16 protein-coding genes are annotated in these 19,983 nt (G+C 38.6%); 4 read left to right on the forward strand and 12 right to left on the reverse strand.

Annotated features, from left to right (window positions below):
• Window positions 1–3 precede the first annotated feature (3 nt).
• From KO495_RS01960 to KO495_RS01980, 5 genes are all read right to left on the reverse strand, one after another.
• Complete coding sequence (locus KO495_RS01960) at window positions 4–1,092, reverse strand: efflux RND transporter periplasmic adaptor subunit (protein ID WP_215978723.1); 1,089 nt, start codon at window positions 1,090–1,092, stop codon at window positions 4–6.
• A 241-nt stretch (window positions 1,093–1,333) separates the two neighbouring features.
• A complete protein-coding gene (locus KO495_RS01965) occupies window positions 1,334–1,723 on the reverse strand; it encodes a hypothetical protein (RefSeq protein WP_215978724.1) in 390 nt (129 codons plus the stop codon).
• Complete coding sequence (locus KO495_RS01970; RefSeq protein WP_215978725.1) at window positions 1,710–3,410, reverse strand: S41 family peptidase; 1,701 nt, start codon at window positions 3,408–3,410, stop codon at window positions 1,710–1,712. Before KO495_RS01970 ends, KO495_RS01965 begins: the two co-directional genes overlap by 14 nt.
• Window positions 3,411–3,631: 221 nt before the next feature.
• Entirely contained in the window at window positions 3,632–5,008 is a 1,377-nt protein-coding gene (locus KO495_RS01975; RefSeq protein WP_215978726.1) for a class II fumarate hydratase, read from the reverse strand.
• A 57-nt stretch (window positions 5,009–5,065) separates the two neighbouring features.
• Window positions 5,066–5,455, reverse strand: coding sequence for a hypothetical protein (locus tag KO495_RS01980; RefSeq protein WP_215978727.1), 390 nt, complete (start codon window positions 5,453–5,455; stop codon window positions 5,066–5,068).
• A 195-nt stretch (window positions 5,456–5,650) separates the two neighbouring features.
• Between KO495_RS01980 and mfd the strand changes: the two genes are divergently transcribed.
• Genes mfd through KO495_RS01995 form a run of 3 tightly spaced genes read left to right on the forward strand, consistent with a single transcriptional unit; the run spans window position 5,651 to window position 11,226 of the window.
• A complete protein-coding gene (mfd, locus tag KO495_RS01985) occupies window positions 5,651–9,241 on the forward strand; it encodes a transcription-repair coupling factor (RefSeq protein ID WP_215978728.1) in 3,591 nt (1,196 codons plus the stop codon).
• Window positions 9,242–9,301: 60 nt separating this feature from the next.
• Window positions 9,302–10,879, forward strand: coding sequence for a CsiV family protein (locus KO495_RS01990; RefSeq protein ID WP_215978729.1), 1,578 nt, complete (start codon window positions 9,302–9,304; stop codon window positions 10,877–10,879).
• A 50-nt stretch (window positions 10,880–10,929) separates the two neighbouring features.
• Window positions 10,930–11,226 carry a DUF1244 domain-containing protein gene (locus tag KO495_RS01995; RefSeq protein ID WP_215978730.1) on the forward strand — a complete coding sequence of 99 codons (297 nt, stop codon included), beginning with the start codon at window positions 10,930–10,932 and terminating at the stop codon, window positions 11,224–11,226.
• A gap of 34 nt (window positions 11,227–11,260) precedes the next feature.
• On the opposite strand, the gene KO495_RS02000 is transcribed toward KO495_RS01995, so the two are convergent.
• Window positions 11,261–11,974: a pseudouridine synthase gene (locus KO495_RS02000; RefSeq protein ID WP_215978731.1), complete on the reverse strand. Its 714-nt coding sequence runs from the start codon at window positions 11,972–11,974 to the stop codon at window positions 11,261–11,263.
• Window positions 11,975–12,150: 176 nt separating this feature from the next.
• Between KO495_RS02000 and KO495_RS02005 the strand changes: the two genes are divergently transcribed.
• Window positions 12,151–15,339 carry an HD domain-containing phosphohydrolase gene (locus tag KO495_RS02005; RefSeq protein WP_215978732.1) on the forward strand — a complete coding sequence of 1,063 codons (3,189 nt, stop codon included), beginning with the start codon at window positions 12,151–12,153 and terminating at the stop codon, window positions 15,337–15,339.
• An 84-nt stretch (window positions 15,340–15,423) separates the two neighbouring features.
• Here the strand turns inward: KO495_RS02005 and KO495_RS02010 are convergent, their stop codons facing one another.
• The 6 genes from KO495_RS02010 to kdsB all read right to left on the reverse strand — a co-directional run.
• Window positions 15,424–16,455: a sel1 repeat family protein gene (locus KO495_RS02010; protein WP_215978733.1), complete on the reverse strand. Its 1,032-nt coding sequence runs from the start codon at window positions 16,453–16,455 to the stop codon at window positions 15,424–15,426.
• Window positions 16,456–16,616: 161 nt separating this feature from the next.
• A complete protein-coding gene (locus KO495_RS02015; protein WP_215978734.1) occupies window positions 16,617–17,180 on the reverse strand; it encodes a DUF4124 domain-containing protein in 564 nt (187 codons plus the stop codon).
• Between the two features lie 115 nt (window positions 17,181–17,295).
• Window positions 17,296–17,748, reverse strand: a complete 453-nt coding sequence (locus KO495_RS02020) for a hypothetical protein (RefSeq protein ID WP_215978735.1) — start codon at window positions 17,746–17,748, stop codon at window positions 17,296–17,298.
• Window positions 17,749–17,846: 98 nt separating this feature from the next.
• Entirely contained in the window at window positions 17,847–18,149 is a 303-nt protein-coding gene (locus KO495_RS02025; protein WP_215978736.1) for a hypothetical protein, read from the reverse strand.
• A 145-nt stretch (window positions 18,150–18,294) separates the two neighbouring features.
• Entirely contained in the window at window positions 18,295–19,446 is a 1,152-nt protein-coding gene (locus KO495_RS02030; RefSeq protein WP_215978737.1) for a cupin domain-containing protein, read from the reverse strand.
• 64 nt (window positions 19,447–19,510) lie between these two features.
• On the reverse strand, window positions 19,511–19,983 hold a 473-nt coding region (kdsB, locus tag KO495_RS02035), incomplete at its 5' end, for a 3-deoxy-manno-octulosonate cytidylyltransferase (protein WP_215978738.1).

The following is a 19,983-nucleotide window of genomic DNA, read 5'->3' on the forward strand; positions in this document are numbered from 1 at the left end:
TTCTCACTTAAGCTGTTGCTTAGCATTATTAAAAGTAACAGCCATACCGTCATTAACACGATGTCTGCCATCTACAATTACGGTTTGATTATTATCAAGTACTAACTCAAAAGGTCGCCCCTCTTGAGCATTAGGTAGGGCAATAAACTTAGCGGTATTAACTTCAGTTCCTGCTTTTTTAGTAACCACAAAAATACCGTATTGACCATGGCGTTGAGTCAACAAGTGTGCAGGTAGGTAACTGCGCTTACTTTGCCAACTAACCATACCATTCATTCCGGCTAGAATCGCTTCATGCTCTTTCGGGCTTATGGTAAAGGTAACCACTTGCGAGCGGCTATTGCTGGCAACAAAATTAACAACATGCTTAATGTTTATCGGGTATTTGCTCTCATTGTTAATAAAGTAATAGGCGCCTGCTTGAGCAAGACTTTTCATTTGGTCAATTGGTATTTGCGCTGCTATTTCAAGGTTGTCTTGCTCGAGCACTTTAACTAAGGGGTCTCCTGTATTGACATAATCCCCTTCATTGACCATACGTTCAGTAACCATACCATTAAAAGGCGCTACAACTTGACAACGTTGTACTGCAAGCTCTGCAGATTTTTTTTCTTGTATTACTTGGTTAACTTGCTCTTGAGTAACAGTAACTTTTATTTCACTTTCATCTAGCTCTGCTTCGCCAATATGACCATCTTTTTTCAGCTGTACTGAACGTTCAAAGTTACGTTTTGCCAATTGTAGCTGAGCTTGTGTTGTTGCAAGTTGTGATTTTTGTTTAGCCAGATAAATAGTTTTATCTTGGCAGTCTAAGTTAACTAATACTTGCCCTTGATTAACTGAGCTACCTAACTGCACATTAACACTAAGCACCTGCGCTGCAATTTGTGCTGGAACTTTTGCATGATTAATACTACTAACCAAGGCTGTCGCCTTTTTCTCAGGGTAAAATAATAAAGAGCTAGCCTGAGCGACTGTTACCTTTTGACTGTTGTCAGTTAGTTGGTCGCCCGATGACATTGCTAAAGCGGTTTGAGAAATTGCCCAAAATGCAATAATAAACGTAAGCGAAGACGAAGCTGATGCCGCCATAATTATTCCTTTTAATTAGCTGATAATATTCAATAAAAAATGCTCTTCAAGTCGCTTATTATCATGACAGTTATTTAACCAATCACCAAGCGAACAACATCACTTCTTACATTTTTTAAACAGTTATTTATACACAAAAAAAAGTCCAAAACCATTAACGCGCACCATTGCCACGCAGTATATTTTGGACTTTTGCTGTTAGAGTAAACTAAAAAAAGCTTACACTGTTTCTGTTAACTAGTTACTTAATAGCTTGGCGTTTAACGCATAACTGAGTAGTTAACGGCCACGTTTCCATGGTATCAAGACGTCTGATTAAACAGTTATCACCTCGTTTGATTAATTCAAACACTAACGCGGGTGCTGGGTTTGAATTATAAACCGTGACACCGTTTGGTGCTGTTACTGGCTTAGGACCAAGTAATAAGCGGCTCGACTCTTGAAAAACATCTTGAGCAATAGATACTTTTTTACCGCCTAAAGCGTTACTGACAATCTCAATGATTTCAGCACGAGCTTCACTGCTATCGGCAGGTAAAATGGCAGGTACTGGCTCAACCGCGTTTGAACTACACGCAGATAACCCTGCTACCAACACCGCACTAGAAAGTAAGCTTTTATTTTTCAGCATTTGCTTTAGCTCCTACATTACGGAATTTATCATAGTAGATATCATCAATAATGGCGTTTTGTAATGGTGAGCGAACCTTAATGCGTTGCTCCGCAGAGTTTTCAATAACTTGTTGTGACTTATTGTAAACACCAACACCATGCAAACTTCCCGTATGTAACGATACACTCTCAATTATTTCTGGACAGGTATTATTTACTTGATAATAAAGCGCACTTGATAATAACAGCTCTTGCTCATCACCTAGCGCATGTAAATAATCTTCTTTAATAGGACAACCTTGCACTTGGGCTAGCTTTCCTGCTTCAGGAAGAGTAGCAGGTATAAAACCATCAGCGTAGTCACCAAAACCTTTATGGTTTTCACCTCTAAACTGCACGGTAAAGTAGGTTGAACCACAGTTGTCTTCACTAACGAAACCATAAGGCTTACCACAGGTAGTTTCACCAATTTGAATCACTTCAACATCAATACCTCTTAATGAATTCATAAAAGATTCGCTTGCCGAACACGATGAACCGGTAGTTAATACGTAAACACGTGATAAATCTAAAGTTGGTAACGGTTGGTTAGCGCTAATAATGCTATCACCGCCAATTAAGCGTCTTAAATCAATAGTGGTATCATAAAAACCAATATTTCTATTATCAGCTGATAACTTATCGTTATAAATGAGTCTATCGTAGGTTTTTCCTTGAGTTGCCTCTTTACCCGCAACCATATAGGCAAGTTGTGAAGATAGTGCTAAGAAGCCGCCGCCGTTATAGCGTAAATCAACCACTAGGTCAGTGATATTATCCTCTTTAAACTGGGTAAAACTATCAAATAGATCTTTTTCAGCAGTGGCATTACCAAAGGTATTAAATAGGAAGTAACCGACTTTGCCTTGTGGGGTGTCAATGGTTTTCGCAATTTGCACAGGTATGCCACTAATAGCCGCTGTAGCTAAAGTCACTTCATATTCACTACCGTTTATATCAGCAAATTTAAAAGTATGTTCCTCACCTTCAACTTGACTTGATAGGCCAGCATTGATGGCGTCTAATTCAGCCTCTGAAGTACCGTTAACAAAGTCAGCTCCGTCAATTTCAAGTAAGGTAGAACCACGAGAAACGCCTTGCAATGCCGCTTGTGTTTCTGGAGTAACATTTTTAACGACCCATTTCCTTGGGGTAATTTGAGTTTGCTGTCTATCATAGCTAATGCCGTAGCCGTAAGTAACACCAAGTTGTGAGCGTTCTTCAACACCACTGGTAGGCTCCATCCAATGAAATTGATCTTTTAACGCGCCTGAGTCAGTCACTTCCATAGTTTTTAATTGGTCAAAGTACTCAACTAAACTGAAATTATTAGGATCTTGATCAATTACATCTTGGTACCAAAGATAAGTTTCATTGGTAAAACTACGTTGCCAAAATTTCTCTAATAACTCGCTACCCGCTTTATCGGGGTAGGCTTCACCAGTAATTGGACTAGCACCAGAGCGCGGATTTTCACAACGTGCAGCAAAGGAGCTTGCTGAGTTAAAGTTGCCTTTAACCCAAGTGGTTTCTGTTACCGTGGTTTTGGTATTGGTTACCGCGTTACTCTCGCCGCCACCAGAGCCACCACAACCACTAAGTAAAGCTAACGATATAGCTAATGAAAGTACCAATGAACTTCTATGAGGTGATTGATTTAACAACATATTTTTTTTCCATTTTAAATAACGAATTAAATATAACTAACTGAGCTAACCTGAACTAATCAAACCGTTAGCTTATTAAGCATTGTATATTATTACTACATGCAAGTTGATTAACCTCATAGTAATTCATTAACAATTCACTAACAATAATAAAAGTAGTGCCAATTAAAAGCCCGTTTATACGTTGTCATCATTTCATTACAGTCTTAGTTTTTCTCGTCTTATAATCCGCCATAAGTTAATTTAGTTGGTTCGAGCAATACTGCTAACTCTGATCGAGATATATCAGTGTTTTCAGCAGCAACATCAATAATTGGTCGATTTTCTTTATAAGCTAACTTGGCTATTTCAGCTGCCTTTTCATAACCGATTAAAGGGTTAAGCGCGGTCACTAGAATAGGATTTTTAGCCAAAGCTGCATTGAGGTTTTCAGGACGTACGGTAAAGCTCGCTATCGCTTTTTCGGCAAGGAGCACGCTGATATTGGTTAATAGTTTAGTACTACTGAGTAAGTTATTCGCTATCATCGGTAGCATAACATTCAGCTCAAAGTTACCCGACTGACCACCAATAGTAATAGCACTATCATTACCAATAACCTGCGCTGCAACCATAGCCGCTGCCTCAGGAATAACCGGATTAACTTTACCCGGCATAATTGACGAGCCTGGTTGTAGTGCTTCTAACTCTATTTCACCTAACCCTGCTAATGGACCTGAATTCATCCAGCGCAAATCATTAGCAATTTTCATAATTGACACCGCAATATTTTTTAATTGCCCCGATAAAGCCACCGCAGTATCTTGCGTGCCAATAAGAGCAAAAAAGTTATCTGCAGCTCTAAAATGCAAGCCTGTATTTCGGCTTAGCTGGCGTGCAAATTCATCGGCAAACTCAATATGAGCGTTAATGCCGGTACCAACCGCAGTGCCGCCTTGCGCCAGCAACTGTAGTTTGGGTTGTAAGCTCTGTAACAAGCTAATATTTTGTTCTATTTGACTAGCCCAACTGAGTAAACTCTGACTAAAGCGTACTGGCATAGCATCCATTAAATGAGTTCGCCCCGTTTTCACATAACAATCAAGCTCTTGTGCTTTTACTTCAATGGTTTGCTTTAACAGCTCTAATGCGGGTAATAATTTTTTTTCAACACTAATTGCAGCACTAATATGAATACTGCTGGGAATGACATCATTACTGCTTTGACCAAAGTTAACATGATCATTCGCCCCTACGGGTTCGCCAATGAGTTCACTGGCTAAATGTGCAATCACCTCATTCGCATTCATATTTGAACTTGTCCCAGAGCCAGTTTGAAAAACATCAACCGGGAAATGTTCAAGTAAATCATCACTAACTAATAGCTTTTTCACCGAGGCAATAATAGCTTGCCCGATATGCTCAGGTAATAAGCCTAATGTAATATTTGCCGCTGCTGCCGATGACTTAACCAATAATAATGCTCGAATAAACTCTGCTGGCATACGCTGACCACTCACTGGGAAGTTATTTACAGCTCTTTGTGTTTGTGCGCCATACAAAGCGGATTTGGGCACTAATAGTTCACCCATGCTGTCTTTTTCAATACGTGTTGTCATAAATTTCTCTTATGTTATTTAATACTAATAATTTGATTATGTTCATAAAATTATGGGCTATAAAAAATAGTGACGGGTAATATTTAACTCTAACCATAAATGGCGTAACTGCTTTTTAGTATCGGTGCAATCACTCAAGCGCTGTAGTGCTAATAATGGCTGATATATGTTATCTAAGCACAATGCACGCCAATGACCTGGCAATAAGGTGTCGTTGATCGCGTCAAGTAATAAGTAAAATTGTGCTTGATACAACTGGCGACAAGAATGATCTGCATTGACTACTAACGCTTGCTCTGCATTTAACCAAAACATTAAAACTTGCGGGTTGTTCGCATCACTAGCAAACCTAACTTTTTCACGAAGCGCATTGATTGCTGGTGTTTGAACGGCAAACTGGGTAAAAACGATACTACTTGTTAGCGTCTTGAATGATTTATCCCTCATATTTTCCATCATCCTCTTAAAAACAAAACCCCATTAATAATGATTATCATTACGATAACTTAATAGTATTCATAAGGCAATTGAATAATAAGCCGATTGTGACTAGCGCTTTGCAGTGAGCTTAATTAGAATAGTGATAATTTCGAATAATATCGTACTAAAGCGTCGATTAATTAAGCATAACGTAAGGATGTCATGAGTAAAGTAAGTAACCTGTTAAGCCCGATAATAGCGCAGCGTAAAGGCAAAACCCCTGATAAAAAGAATTGGAAAAATCTTTACGGTAGCAGTAGTAGCCTCGCGCTCTATCAAGCTGCTAAAACAGCCACTACACCTATTTTATTAATTACCCATGACACGCCTTCAGCGTTACGTTTTGAACAAGAGCTAAAATCGCTAATACGTAATGCTAATGATCGTAATAAAAAAGCGCTTGATACCAGTCAACCAACCGTATATTTATTTCCTGACTGGGAAACTTTGCCTTACGATAACTTTTCACCGCACCAAGATATTATTTCACAGCGTTTAGCAACCTTATACCAGTTATCACGTATGGAAAAAGGCATTATTATTGTGCCCGTGACCACTTTGGTACAAAAACTTGCTCCTAAAAGTTATATTGAACAAAATAGTTTAATAGTGAAGCAAGGCGATAAAAAAGACCTACATCAATTACGACAAAACCTTGAAGCTAGTGGCTATCGCTGTGTTGACCAAGTCATGGAGCATGGTGAATTTTCAGCCCGTGGTGCTATTCTAGATTTATACCCTATGGGCAGCAATGCGCCATTTCGTTTAGACTTTTTTGACGACGAAATTGAAGAAATACGTTTATTTGACCCCGAAAGCCAGCGCTCTAAAGACAAAGTTGCGGCCATCAATTTATTACCTGCACACGAGTTTCCAATTGATGAAGCTGGTATTGCGCTATTTCGTAGTCAATACCGTGAACAGTTTAGCGGTAACATTCACAAAGAATCAATTTATCATCAAGTAAGCAATGGAATTTTACCGCCCGGTATTGAGTATTACCTGCCACTATTTTTCAGCCAAAATACCGACAATGGCCCTAATAATGACTATGGCACCAGTACGTTATGTGACTATTTAACTGATAACACTTTAATTGTGGTCAGTGGCGATATAGAGCCGGCATTAACACAGTACTGGTTAGACATTGAATATCGCTATGAAAACAGGCGTTATGATCCAACGCGACCGTTACTTCCTCCGAAACATTTATTTTTAGATACGGACGATCTGTATAGCGCGCTAAAACCTTTTGATCGCATCACCATTGAAAACATTACTAAACAGGCTGCTCTTGATATTGACGCTGAGCTGAGTAAAAGTAAAAGCAGCGATATTTGCTTTGACGTACTTCCTCTGCCCGACTTAACCGTTAACCATAAACTTAAACAGCCATTTGAACTCATTAACCACTTTATTAGTAGCAAAGAAACTCCCAGCAAAGTGCTTTTTATCGCGCAAAGCCAAGGCCGACGAGAAAGTGTTTTAGAGTTACTTGAGCGCGATAACATTAAACCCGCGCAGTTTAACTCTATTGATGACTTTGTTAACTCTAATGAAAACCTAGGCATCACGGTTAATCGCTTAAATCAAGGCTTTACCTTTCAAGCAAAAGGTAGCAGCGTAAAAAATGCCATTGCGCTAGTAACTGAGGCAGAGTTATTAGGCGATCATGTATCACAAGCTAGACGCCGCAGTAAAGCACAAGACTTACAAGCAGACGCACTATTTAAAAATCTTGCCGAGCTTTCTATAGGACAACCTGTTGTTCATATTGAACACGGCATAGGCCGCTATTTAGGTTTACAAACCATAGAAAATGGCGGCATTACTACCGAGTTTTTAGTACTTAGTTATGCCAGCGAAGCCAAACTTTATGTGCCGGTAGCTTCCCTACACTTAATTGGTCGTTATTCGGGTAGCGATAGTGATAATGCTCCTTTACATAAACTTGGCACTGATACGTGGAGTAAGGCGAAACAAAAAGCCGCAGAAAAAGTACGCGATGTTGCCGCTGAATTGCTCGATATATATGCTAAACGTGCTAGTAACCATGGCTATACCTTTAAACGTGATAAACAAGACTACCAAGCATTTTGTGATAGCTTTGGTTTTGAAGAAACTTTCGATCAAAAGCAAGCGATTAACGCCGTGGTCAGTGATATGTTATCGCATAAAACCATGGACCGATTAGTGTGTGGCGATGTCGGTTTTGGTAAAACAGAAGTCGCAATGCGCGCAGCTTTTGTGGCAGTAAACGACAATAAGCAAGTCGCTATTTTGGTACCAACCACCCTACTTGCTCAGCAGCATTATGAAAACTTTAAAGACCGATTTGCCAACTGGCCAGTAAGTATTGAAGTGCTTTCTCGCTTTAAAACGCCTAAAGAGCAAAAAGAAATTGTAACTCGCGTTGAGTCAGGACAAGTAGACGTTTTAATTGGCACTCATAAGCTATTACAAAATAGCATTAAATATAAAGATTTAGGATTATTAGTCGTTGATGAAGAACACCGTTTTGGTGTTAAACAAAAAGAAAAAATCAAACAATTGCGTAGTAATGTCGATATTTTAACGCTAACGGCGACCCCGATACCGCGAACCTTAAATATGGCCATGGGCGGCATGCGCGACCTATCTATTATTGCCACACCGCCAGCCAAACGTCTTGCGGTAAAAACCTTTGTTAGAGAGCATGATGAAGCGCTTATTCGTGAAGCTATTTTGCGTGAGACTTTACGCGGCGGACAAGTTTATTTTTTACATAACAATGTCGATACCATTGAGAAAACTGCCGCGGCGATTCAAACCTTAGTACCTGAGGCACGAGTAGTTACGGCACATGGCCAAATGCGTGAACGTGAACTCGAGCGCATTATGAGTGATTTTTATCATCAACGCTTTAATGTCATCGTTTGTACCACTATTATTGAAACAGGCATTGATGTACCCAATGCTAATACCATTATTATGGAGCGTGCCGATCATTTAGGTTTGGCGCAATTACATCAACTTAGAGGTCGTGTTGGTCGCTCTCATCATCAGGCTTATGCTTATTTACTGACACCGCATGAAAAGCGCATGACCAAAGATGCGAAAAAGCGCTTAGAAGCTATTGCCTCCCTTGAAGATTTAGGCGCTGGCTTTACCTTGGCCACACACGATTTAGAAATTCGTGGTGCCGGTGAGCTACTGGGTGAAGACCAAAGTGGTTCCATGAGCCAAGTAGGCTTTAGCTTATACATGGAAATGCTTGACCAAGCAGTTGCAGCTTTAAAAGAAGGCAAACAGTTAACCTTAGACCAAGTAATGTCAGCACAAACCGAAATAGAGCTACGAGTACCGGCATTATTACCTGATGATTATATTTTTGATGTTAGTTTACGCTTAAGCTTATACAAGCGCATTGCTAGCTGTAAGAGCAAAAGAGAGTTAGACGACATTCAAGTTGAACTCATTGATCGCTTTGGTTTATTGCCGCAACCAACAAAGAATTTAATACATATTGCTAAACTGCGCTTAAAAGCTCAAAATATTGGTATTTCACGTATTGAAGCAAGTGCTAGTGGCGGCTCAATAGAATTTAGTGATAACACGCAAGTAGAGCCAATGAAAATTATCGCGTTAATCCAAAAACAGCCTGCGGTTTATAAAATGGCAGGGGCAAATAAATTAAAGTTCATTCGCGCGAATGAAGACGCTCAAGCTCGCTTTACATTAGTGACAAATATACTCAGTGAGCTATCAAGCTAATATGTGCAACGCAATCGACATAAGCTTTACTTTGACTAACCATAATAGGTGCTACTTTTAATGAAAACTAAATTATCGCTAAATTCAGCCCTTGCTTCATTGGCGCTTAGCGCTGGGCTAACCGCTATCGGTTTACCGGCCTATGCGCAAAGTGAAAAAGCGCCACGTTGGTTTGAAGTAGAAGTCATTTTATTTAAACAACTTGGTGATAAAAGCTTAATTAAAGAGCAATTTGTTAATACTGAGCTACCAAATTATGCACGTTCGTTTGATTTACTAACGCCTTATTTACAGCCAGATATATCCGCTTTAAAGCAACAGCTTCCTTATTGCCACTCAAATAATGTACCGCTTAGCCAATCATCAATGTTTAACCAAAATGCAGCGCTGAGCACATTAAAGTTAAGTGAAAGTATTAACCAACAAATGCCGCTTACTCAAGCCATTACATTGCCCGAATTAATGCCAATTAAATCACTCAAAGATATTGAGCAGCAAGAAAGCTTATTCCAAGGTGATGAAGCGCTCAGTGCTCTGGAAACAGACAACAATACTTTTATTACCAGTAATGACACCTTAAACAAGATTCAAGTTAGCGAGGTGGAAGTTAACGAAGCGGAAGTTAACGATACCACAAATAATAGTGATGATAACTTAACAGTAGCCGAGTTAGCTAAAGTGGCTGACTTAGTTGCTCAAGCCGAACAACATATTGATAATTCTGTTTTTAAAAACTATACCTCGTATTTAGGGTTTACCAATAAACAGCTTTGTCAAATTCCTCAAAGTCACTTTCAAACAATATTACCCGCTGAGCAGCTGCTAGCATTCAACTACAACGGCTTTCCTGTTGATAGCGTACCTAGAGTAATTGATGGCATACACCCGCACGATAGCGATACTCCTTATTTAATCAACAAAGAAGCATTACGTTTAGGCGATATAACTCAACGCTTAAGGTGGAGTAAAAATTTCAGACCATTACTGCATTTAGGCTGGCGACAAATAGCAGTTACGCGCAATAGCTCTATCCCGATGACGTTTTATGCCGGTGAAAACTTAACTCAGCCGTACCAGAAAAAATATAGCGAAATGCGTTACCAACAAGCACGAGATGAACTTAACAGTGTTAACTTAAGTACTGCTGTTAATCCCCAGCCAAACGCTGAAGGCGAACCAAGCCAGTTTAATGAACAAACGTTCGCACAAGCTAAAGTGAACCAAGCACTTAACGCTATTATGGCGGAACTAGATACCGTAGATAACATGGCTATTTCAAGCTTAATCACTAAAACTAGTCATAATAGCAAACAGCTAAACATTGAAGAGCAAAATAACTTAGTAACACCTCCGCTTCAGCCTTGGTTTTTAGATGGTTTTTTCAAAGTACATTTGGATCATTACTTATATATTACGGCTGATTTTAATATTCTCGGTCAGAGCAACACCCTATCGGCATATAACAAACAAGATACTTCTCTTAGCAAAGCGTATGTCACTAACTTTAGTCAAGATAGACGGGTGATCACTGGAGAAGTACACTATTTTGACCACCCATATATTGGTATGGTTGTGCAAATAAGGCGCTTTGATCCAACTAAACCCGAAGCAGAAGCGGTTACTCAAGCTGTGCGCTAATAAAACTAAAACAGCCTCACTAAAAAATAACTACTAATATAGGTAATATTGTGGATAAAGAAATTGAAATTCAAGCCGCCGTTTTTCGCCGCTTACTCGCACACTTAGATAGCAGAAAAGATGTACAAAATATTGAGCTAATGAACTTAGCAGGTTTTTGTCGTAACTGCTTTAGTAAGTGGACCGTCGCAGAAGCTGAAAAACTAGGCGTAAATGTAGATATAGAAACTGCTCGTGAGCAAGTTTATGGAATGCCTTATAGTCAATGGAAAGAAAAACATCAACTGCCTGCTACTGAAGAGCAAATGGCTAAGTTCAACGCCTTAAATCCACCAAAAAATAAATAACCTGAATAAGAGAGGCTTGTTAGCCACGCTCAAGTTAACTGAATAAAGCAACTTCTTCAGCGGTTAAATAGCGCCACTCCCCTGGCGCTAAATCACCTAAGGTTAGTGAGCTAATTTGTTCGCGATGCAAACCAACGACACGATTACCAACAGCTGCAAACATTCGCTTTACTTGGTGGTACTTACCTTCAGTAATAGTGAGTAAAACTTCTTGTGCTGTTTCATTCTCATTAACTAATTGCAAAATAGCGGGCTTTGTTAAATTAGCTTCACCTTGTAGCTGAATACCTTGGGTAAAGTGCGCGACCAATTCGGGGTACTTTTCCTCACTGATTGGGTTTCTTAGCCATACTCGATAGGTTTTCGGACAATCTTTCTTTGGAGAAATCACATTATGTGACCAGCGTCCATCATCAGTGAGTAATACTAAACCTGTAGTATCAGCATCAAGACGTCCGGCAATATGTAAATCAAACGCTTTATCTACTTCAACATAATGTAGTACAGACGGGTAAATCTCATCGACATTTGAACAAATAGTATCCGCGACTTTATGGAGCATAATATAACGCGAGCTACGTGCGGTTAGTATATTGCCATCAATGGTAATAGTATTATTCTCATGAACCTGCATTGCTGCATTTTTTGCAATCTCGCCATTTACTCGCACCTCACCACTTTTCAGTAGTTTTTTTGCTTCTGTTCTTGTTAACTCAGTGCTTTTACAAATAAATTTATCAAGACGCATAGGTTTGCATTGCCCTCTAGTAAGAATAAACCGACATTATCCGTAATAACGCCAAACAAGCAACAATAAGGCAAAAATAAACCACAAAATAATATTCAGGGAAACTGTTAATTATCGATTATGTAGGCTAACTTATTAATGTGCCTGCATTTAACCTTATACATAAAGGACTAACTATGCGTTTATTTAAGCTATCACGCTTAAAGAGAATACAAAAACACACCATAAGATTCACTGTCGTTAGTATTTTTATCTTAGCCACCATAGTTACAGCAACCATTGCCATTAGTTTGCAATATCATTTTAGTAAAAATATGGCGACCGAGTCAGCGAGCCAGCTCTTTTCATTAACCAGTCAAAATACTACTCAGCACTTACATGCAGTAGACCAAAGAGCGGAAGATGTTACTCGAATGTTTGCTCAATTTACTGATTTAGTAAATGGCAACGCTGCGAGTAGTTCAACTCTTTCAATGTTCATCGAAATGTTAAAAAATAACAATACTTTCTATGCGGTGTACCTTGGTTTTGGCAATGGTGACTTTTATGAGTTGGTTAATTTAAACGCTAGCCCTATTATTCGCTCACAATTTAATGCGCTACCAGAAGATCGTTGGGTGCTCGTTACTGTTTCAGATGTTAATCACCAAAGAAAAAGGCGACTTAACTATCTACATAGCGACTTAAGCTCTAGAGCCATCACTGAGGAGCCAAGCGATTATGATGTAAGATCTCGTTTATGGTATCAAGATGCAAAAACGGGAAAAGTATCAAAAACAGAGCCATATTTATTTCAAAATTTGCAAGCTCCAGGGCAAACTTACTCAGCAAAGATCCCTAATACAGAAACAGTCTTTGCCATAGATATTGCTCTGTCGTCGTTTGAAGAGTACTTAACTGAGCAAGGACTCAATAACACAGGGGTTAGCGATAAAGAAATTTATTTATTTCAAAAAACGGGCGAGATAATCGCTAGTAATCAAAAAAAACAAACACAAAATGCTTTAAAAAATTCACCTAAGATAACACTCACTCCTGAAGAAAAAATACTGATTAACAATACCCCCTCCTTAAAAGTTTCTAACGAATTTGACTGGGCACCTGTCGATTTTTCTATAGCGGGAACCCCTTACGGTTATAGTATTGACGCCTTAACCTTAATAAACCAAATGACAGGTTTAAACTTTGAGTATGTTAATGGCTTTACTTGGCCTGAATTAGTCTACGGCTTTGAAAGTGGTAGTATTGATATATTACAACCTGTTTTTAATAACCCTATTAACCAAAAAAAAGGACTACTCTCCTCAAGTTTTCTTGAGCTTCCTTTTGCTATTATTACATCAGAAAACAACGCTGTAATTAACAATATAGCGCAGTTAAATGGCAAAAAATTAGCCATACCAGATGGCTGGTCAATTATCAGAACGATAGAGCAGTATTTCCCTAATATTGAAATTGTTCTATACCCTTCAACTAAAGCAGTGTTAAATGCGGTATCACGTAATGAGGTGTTCGCAGGCTTAGATAACGAAGCCGTTTTCCGTTATATTCAAAAGCAATTCTTTATTAATAATATTCAATATCATCAGAATATTAACTTTTTACCTGCCACGGTAACTCCCTCATTGCATTTTGTTTTAAAACACTCTGAAACAGCATTAATGGCCATTATCAACCGCGCCATCGCAGCAATAACACCCGAACAAAAATTAGCACTCGCTCAGAAGTGGCTCAGTCTCGATGCCATTAACTCAACAAGCTCGGAACTAGCGGTTGTGCCTTATGCTGAGTTATTACAATTAGCCAAAGAGCCTGAAACTTTTGGCAAACTATTACCTATTACAATTAAAGAGGTTGATAGCTTTATTTATTTAATGCCGGTTAACCAGGCTGAAACTGAATTTTTAGCGATTATAGTACCTAGTACTACTATTTTTGCCTCAAGCATTGATAAAGTAAAAGTATCGATCATTATTACTACCCTGTGTTTATTGTTGATTTTGCCTATTAGCTGGTTTTTTTCTAGTCCAATCGTTCACCCGATTAAAATACTCGCCATTGAAAATGACAAGATTAAAAATCGCCAATATGATCAGGTTAATCGTGTGGTTAGTCATATTAAGGAGATTGATGCATTAGCACTTTCATTAGTGGATATGGCAAGCGCAATTAAAGAGCACGAAAAAAAGCAAGAAGAGCTGATGGACTCATTTATTCAACTTATTGCTAATACTATTGATGAAAAGTCTCCTTATACTGGCGGACACTGTAATAGAGTACCTGAGCTAGGGTTTATGCTTGCTGACGCAGCAGCTGCTGATACAGGCTCAGTATTCAATAGCTTTAATTTTGAAACACCAGCACAATATCGCGAATTTAAAATTGCCGCTTGGTTACACGATTGCGGGAAAATAATAACGCCTGAGCATATTGTTGATAAAGGCTCAAAGCTTGAGTGTATATACAATCGTATTCATGAAGTTAGAATGCGCTTTGAGGTGTTATGGCGAGATGCAGAAATACGCTATTATCAAGCATTAATCGAGTCCCCTGACAATAAAGAGCAGCTCAATGCTAAGTTGCTTGAGCAACAAAATACACTACAAAACGACTTTACCTTTATTGCCACATCAAATGTTGGTGGGGAGTTTATGAGCGATGATAAAGTTGAGCGGCTCAAGCAATTATCAACTATCACTTGGCAGCGAAACTTTGATGATCGCATAGGGCTATCTCCCGTTGAGGAAGAGCATTTAGCAACAATTTCTCCAAGAGCTAAAAGTACACTCCCCGTGAGAGAAAATCTACTTAACGACAAAGCTGAACATATAACGACTAGAACTCTTACCCCAACGTACGATAAGCACTTAGGCATTAAAATGGCGGTACCTGAAAATCAGTATAATTTAGGAGAGTTATATAACTTATCGATTTCACGAGGTACTTTAACTGCAGAAGATCGTTATAAAATTAATGAACATATTATTGGGACTATTAAAATGTTAGAACAGCTACCTTTCCCGCCAGAGCTAGCTAATGTCCCTCGTTATGCATCAACCCATCATGAAACTCTCATTGGTACTGGTTATCCAAGAAAACTGACTGCTGAGGATTTATCGATTCCTGAGCGTGTTTTAGTTATTGCTGATATTTTTGAGGCACTCACCGCAGCCGATAGACCTTATAAAAAAGCCAAATCATTAAGTGTTTCAATTGATATACTGCATAAGTTTGCGTTAGATCAACACATAGATCATGACTTATTTGAGCTGTTTTTAACATCTGGTGTTTATAGAGAATACGCTAATAAATTCATGGAGCCAGAACAAATCGATGAGGTGAATATAGACAAGTATTTACGATAAATAATTGTCTATATTCCAGATTTCGCTGCGTGTGCTTTTGATTGGAGTAATTAACCTAAACTCGGGTTAACTATTAGTCTGCTATTAATGATCTTTTGGCGAGTTAACTAAGTTTTGTGATGATACCTCAAGCTCTCTTACTTTAATATTAACGCCAAAACGCTCTAAATCTTGGTAAAAATTAAAAACATTACAGTTTGGTAATTGCTTACAAATAATACCGTATTTAAGAATAGCCGGTTTGTATGACTGTAATGAAGCGGTTTTAAGCCAATAAAGCGCTTGTGTGAAGTCTTGCTTAACAAAATTACCATTAATATACATGGTTGCTAAGTTAACTTGCCCTGGTGGATAGCCCAAATTAGCGGATTGTTGAAAAGCATCGAAAGCATTCTCGCCACTGAGTTCATCATACCTTTGCTGTAGAAACCCTTCACCTCGGCTATTTTCTTTTTTGCCAAGTATAAATAAGCTGTTAGTGGACTTATATTTTATGGGGCTAACAAAGTTACCGTAGAGTTTATTTCGCACAGGCCTTTTTGCTAAATAAAGGGCCTCACTTTCATGCATAGCCAGTATTTCTTGATGAGGTATATCGTAACGCTTAGTTTCAAAGTATTCTGCATAACGTAGTTGACCATAATGAATACTATTAACGGCGGCGTGCTGTCTTTGGTAATAAAAAACACCGTACAAGAGAGTTACAATATTACCGGTAATATCAACCACTTTCGCAATACGATATTTTTCTGTTGGTCTAAGTCGACTACTGACTTCATCACCTAGTTTTCTAAAATCGATAAAGTAGATATCATTTATTTTTGGTGATGCTATCACTGCGAGGGTTTGTTTTTTTTCATCTTGATAAGCAGAGTATTTCACGTAAGCAAAATAACTAATACCAATAATAATAAATAACAGTAACAGTTGAGATGTTAATGAGTGCTTGGATACCCCCCCCTCACAAACACTCTCATTAGCCGCTATATTATTTTGTTGACAGCCAAGGTGATAAATATTTTCATTACCTGACCCTTCTGTATTGGGGCTAGTGCCGCTATGCTGGGGAATGTTGCGCTCACTCCTAAAATAAGACAGTAATTTTTTTATAAGCATTGAGATCTATCCTTGATATCAACTATTTGTATTACTACCCTATAATTTATTTAAGAAATTAACAATGGCTTTATTTATATAATCAGTATGTTAATTAAAAATTACTACACTGTTGATTGAATTGTGTGTTGCGTTCTTTATTGTACTGTTTATCGTATCGTTTATAGCACTAAGTATTGAATTTTACTGGGTGCTGTTCCATCGTGATTAAGAAAACATTGGTATGGTTTAGCGCTATAGCGCTTTTCATTTTCTAACGGCTCTGCATTGTTATTTTTACGGTTAGCAACAGGAGAATAAGACAGGCTTTTCGTCGAATTTTCATGGTTAACTGCTCTGGTATTATTTGTTTCAACCCCAGCGACAGTATTAGCGCGGCTTTCCTGCTCATGATAATACTGCTGTGCTTCGCCTTCATCATAAATATATAAAGTCATAACCTGTCGAGCACCACTTTTATCCGTCAGCCATTGCGTTTCACTTTTAGTCACTCGAGCCGACTCTGGGTGGATGCTACCTACTTTTGCTAAAACAACATCTAAACATAGTTGCTCGGTGCGCGCAGAAGAACTCTGATGCTCTGGAGTACCTGAAGAAACATCAACATCAATCGTTTCATATTGGTCATCACAAGGGGTTTGACTAAATGTGGTTACACCATCAACTGTACACTTAAATACTGATTGTGCCTCGGTGCTAAACGCTATAACGGCTAATAGCGCCATAAAGATACTGCGTATACAAAACAAATTAACGCCCATAATTATCCAGAGTCCTTTTTATAATTTAGCCAAAACTTATTGGGTAAAGCTTAGTTACTTAAAACTTAGCTCCTTAAAACTAGTTACTCATTAACGCCTGGTTAATTTTCTCAATATCGGTATGTTGTGTATACCCGGTGAGTGCTGACATAACTTGTGCATTGGTCATGAGCTCTTGCATAGCAACCTGCCCTACTAATTCAAACGACTTTTGTAAGGCTAGTGGATCAGCCGCATTAGCTAACTTTAATTGCTCTGGACAATTAACGGTTAATAAACGAGTGATTAAGCCCCCTATTTTTTCATCACTATCAGCTAAGTCTTTCGTACTAACATTTGAATAGGTCTTGATTTCTGGATGAGCCGCCATCGCAAAGAAAATCCACTGTGCTAATTGCTTACGCTCTTTGCCATTTAAGCTATCGATCATGCAAGTACCTAAGTTATTAACTGAGTTTTGCGCATTAGCCGATGCCAAAGGCGCAAAACATAAACTAGCAATGAGCATAATAACGGTGGTGGTTCTTTTCATTTTTATTCCTTAACCTTAAAAGAGGGATTAGTTATTGAGTTATATTGTACAAGTATCACTTAATGATGATTCTGACGTTAATGAGCATGATAAGTTCATTAACGTCCATACTTTAGCCAAAGTTTTAAATAAACTGCATTACAAGTTTTATTGTCGTCCATTTTTCCATCGCGATCACAATCAGTACCCGTTAATGATTTCATTACATTGTTGCCGTATTCAGCTTTATCTTGCGCTGCTGCCGGTACAATAACGGTTACTTTAGGCGAGTGCTCAATAAAGTCAGCAACATCTTGGTAAGACATAAAAACACTTTTGCTCATAAGATGACTAATATCGCGAGTTTTTGACTCTACTTTTTTATTTACTTCAACATCTTGCTCGTTATTAATAGATTTCACATCAAAAGAAGCTAATATAAAGCTAAGTAACAACAGTACCTTACAAGAAAAAAAAAGATTATAAAAGACCTGCATAAACTAAATTCCTTAAAGAAAAAATCAGGCCAAAGCCTGATTTTTAAATAAATAGGTTAAATAACCTGAGCTACTCTGCTTCGGCTAAATACCAATAGCCTTGGTTTAGCAATAATGCGACTAATTCAACAAAAGCCGCGTTATATGCCATGTCACCTAAATCATCAGGAAAAATCATGCTTTGATTACACAAGAGTTTGACACCTGGAGCAATATCTTGGCAAAACTCAAGTTCAGTGCCATTAATATAGCAAGTGCCTTGCTCAACGGTATCTTCAAAATAAAAAGCACGTAAACCGCCAAGACGTTTAATCGCATGGCTTGTTAATAAGTTACTTACCTCAGTTAAGTCAAACGGCTCATCAGGTAGCATAATATCTAATTCGTGTTTAGCTGCCGTTAAAAAGTTACCTAAAAAGCCTTTCAGTACATCTTTATTATCGAGCAAACCTTGCAGCTGTCCCTTAAGGCTTTCAAAATCGTTATTCGATATTTCACCGCTATGCTTTACCACTTGGCGATCTGGGTCGGTTAATAACGCTTTACCTAAATCATTATCAATTAAATGGTCAGCAAAGGCGCTCATCAAGCTAACGCCAGAATTAGCCCTAAAACCTATTGAGAAGCTCATTGAGGTGTCTAGTGAAACACCTTCATGAGGAAAACCTGGCGGAATATAAACGATATCACCCGCTTCTAACACCTCATCAATAATGGCGTCGAAAGGCTCTACATGAAGCAATGATTCATGTGCTGCAAACTCAACATGCTCACCACGATCGCCAACACGCCAGCGACGCTTGCCTGAGCCTTGACAAATAAATACATCGTAATTATCCATATGAGGACCAACACTACCACCAGGAGTGGCAAAACTTGCCATTAAATCATCTAAGCGCCAATGCGGTAAAAAGCGAAAAGCCTCAATCATTTCAGCCGCTTCTTCTGAGAAATTATCTAATGCTTGCACAACCAAAGACCAATTTTCACTGCCTAGGTGTTCATAGCTTTCAAAAGGGCCAAAAGCCGCTTGCCATTTATCGCCCTCTTTATGTACTAAGCGAGACTCAACCTCTGCTTCCATGGCTAAACCTGCAACTTCATCTGCGCAAATAGGATCTTGAAAGTTCTTAAAGCCTTGGCGAATAATTACTGGTTTTTTTTGCCAGTATTTGTCTAGAAACTCTTGTTGAGTCATGTTATTTAAATTTACTGTGTACATAATTTTCTCTTATCAATATTGCCAGGTAAATGTTGTCGGGAATTAGCTATGCGATTTCGCTCAGTTATGTCGTTAACGTAGCAGCATAAGCTCTTGCTTTTGCTAAATCTTCAGGGGTATCAACGCCTTCTACCGGAACATGACGATTAGCGACGGCAACATGTATTTTTTCACCTTGATAAAGCACACGTAATTGCTCTAACGCTTCGATTTGCTCTAAGGCACTTGCAGGCCAACTCACATAATCTTTAATAAAAGCAGCGCGGTAAGCATAAATACCAACATGACGTAGATAAAAATCGCCTATCGCTGTGATATTTTTATTAGTATTGGCCGTACTTGTTAAAAAACGCTCGCGATCATAAGGAATAGTCGCACGTGAAAAATATAAAGCGTAACCGTCTTTATCCGTTAACACTTTAACCGCATTAGGGTTAAACGCCTCTTCAACCGTAGTAATATTAATCGCTAGTGTCGACATGCGTGCTACTTGTCCACTTTGCTTTTGGTTCGCTAAATTATTAGCAACCTGAGCAA

It is taken from the genome of Colwellia sp. D2M02 (assembly GCF_018860755.1).
Classification (GTDB): Bacteria; Pseudomonadota; Gammaproteobacteria; order Enterobacterales; family Alteromonadaceae; genus Colwellia; species Colwellia asteriadis.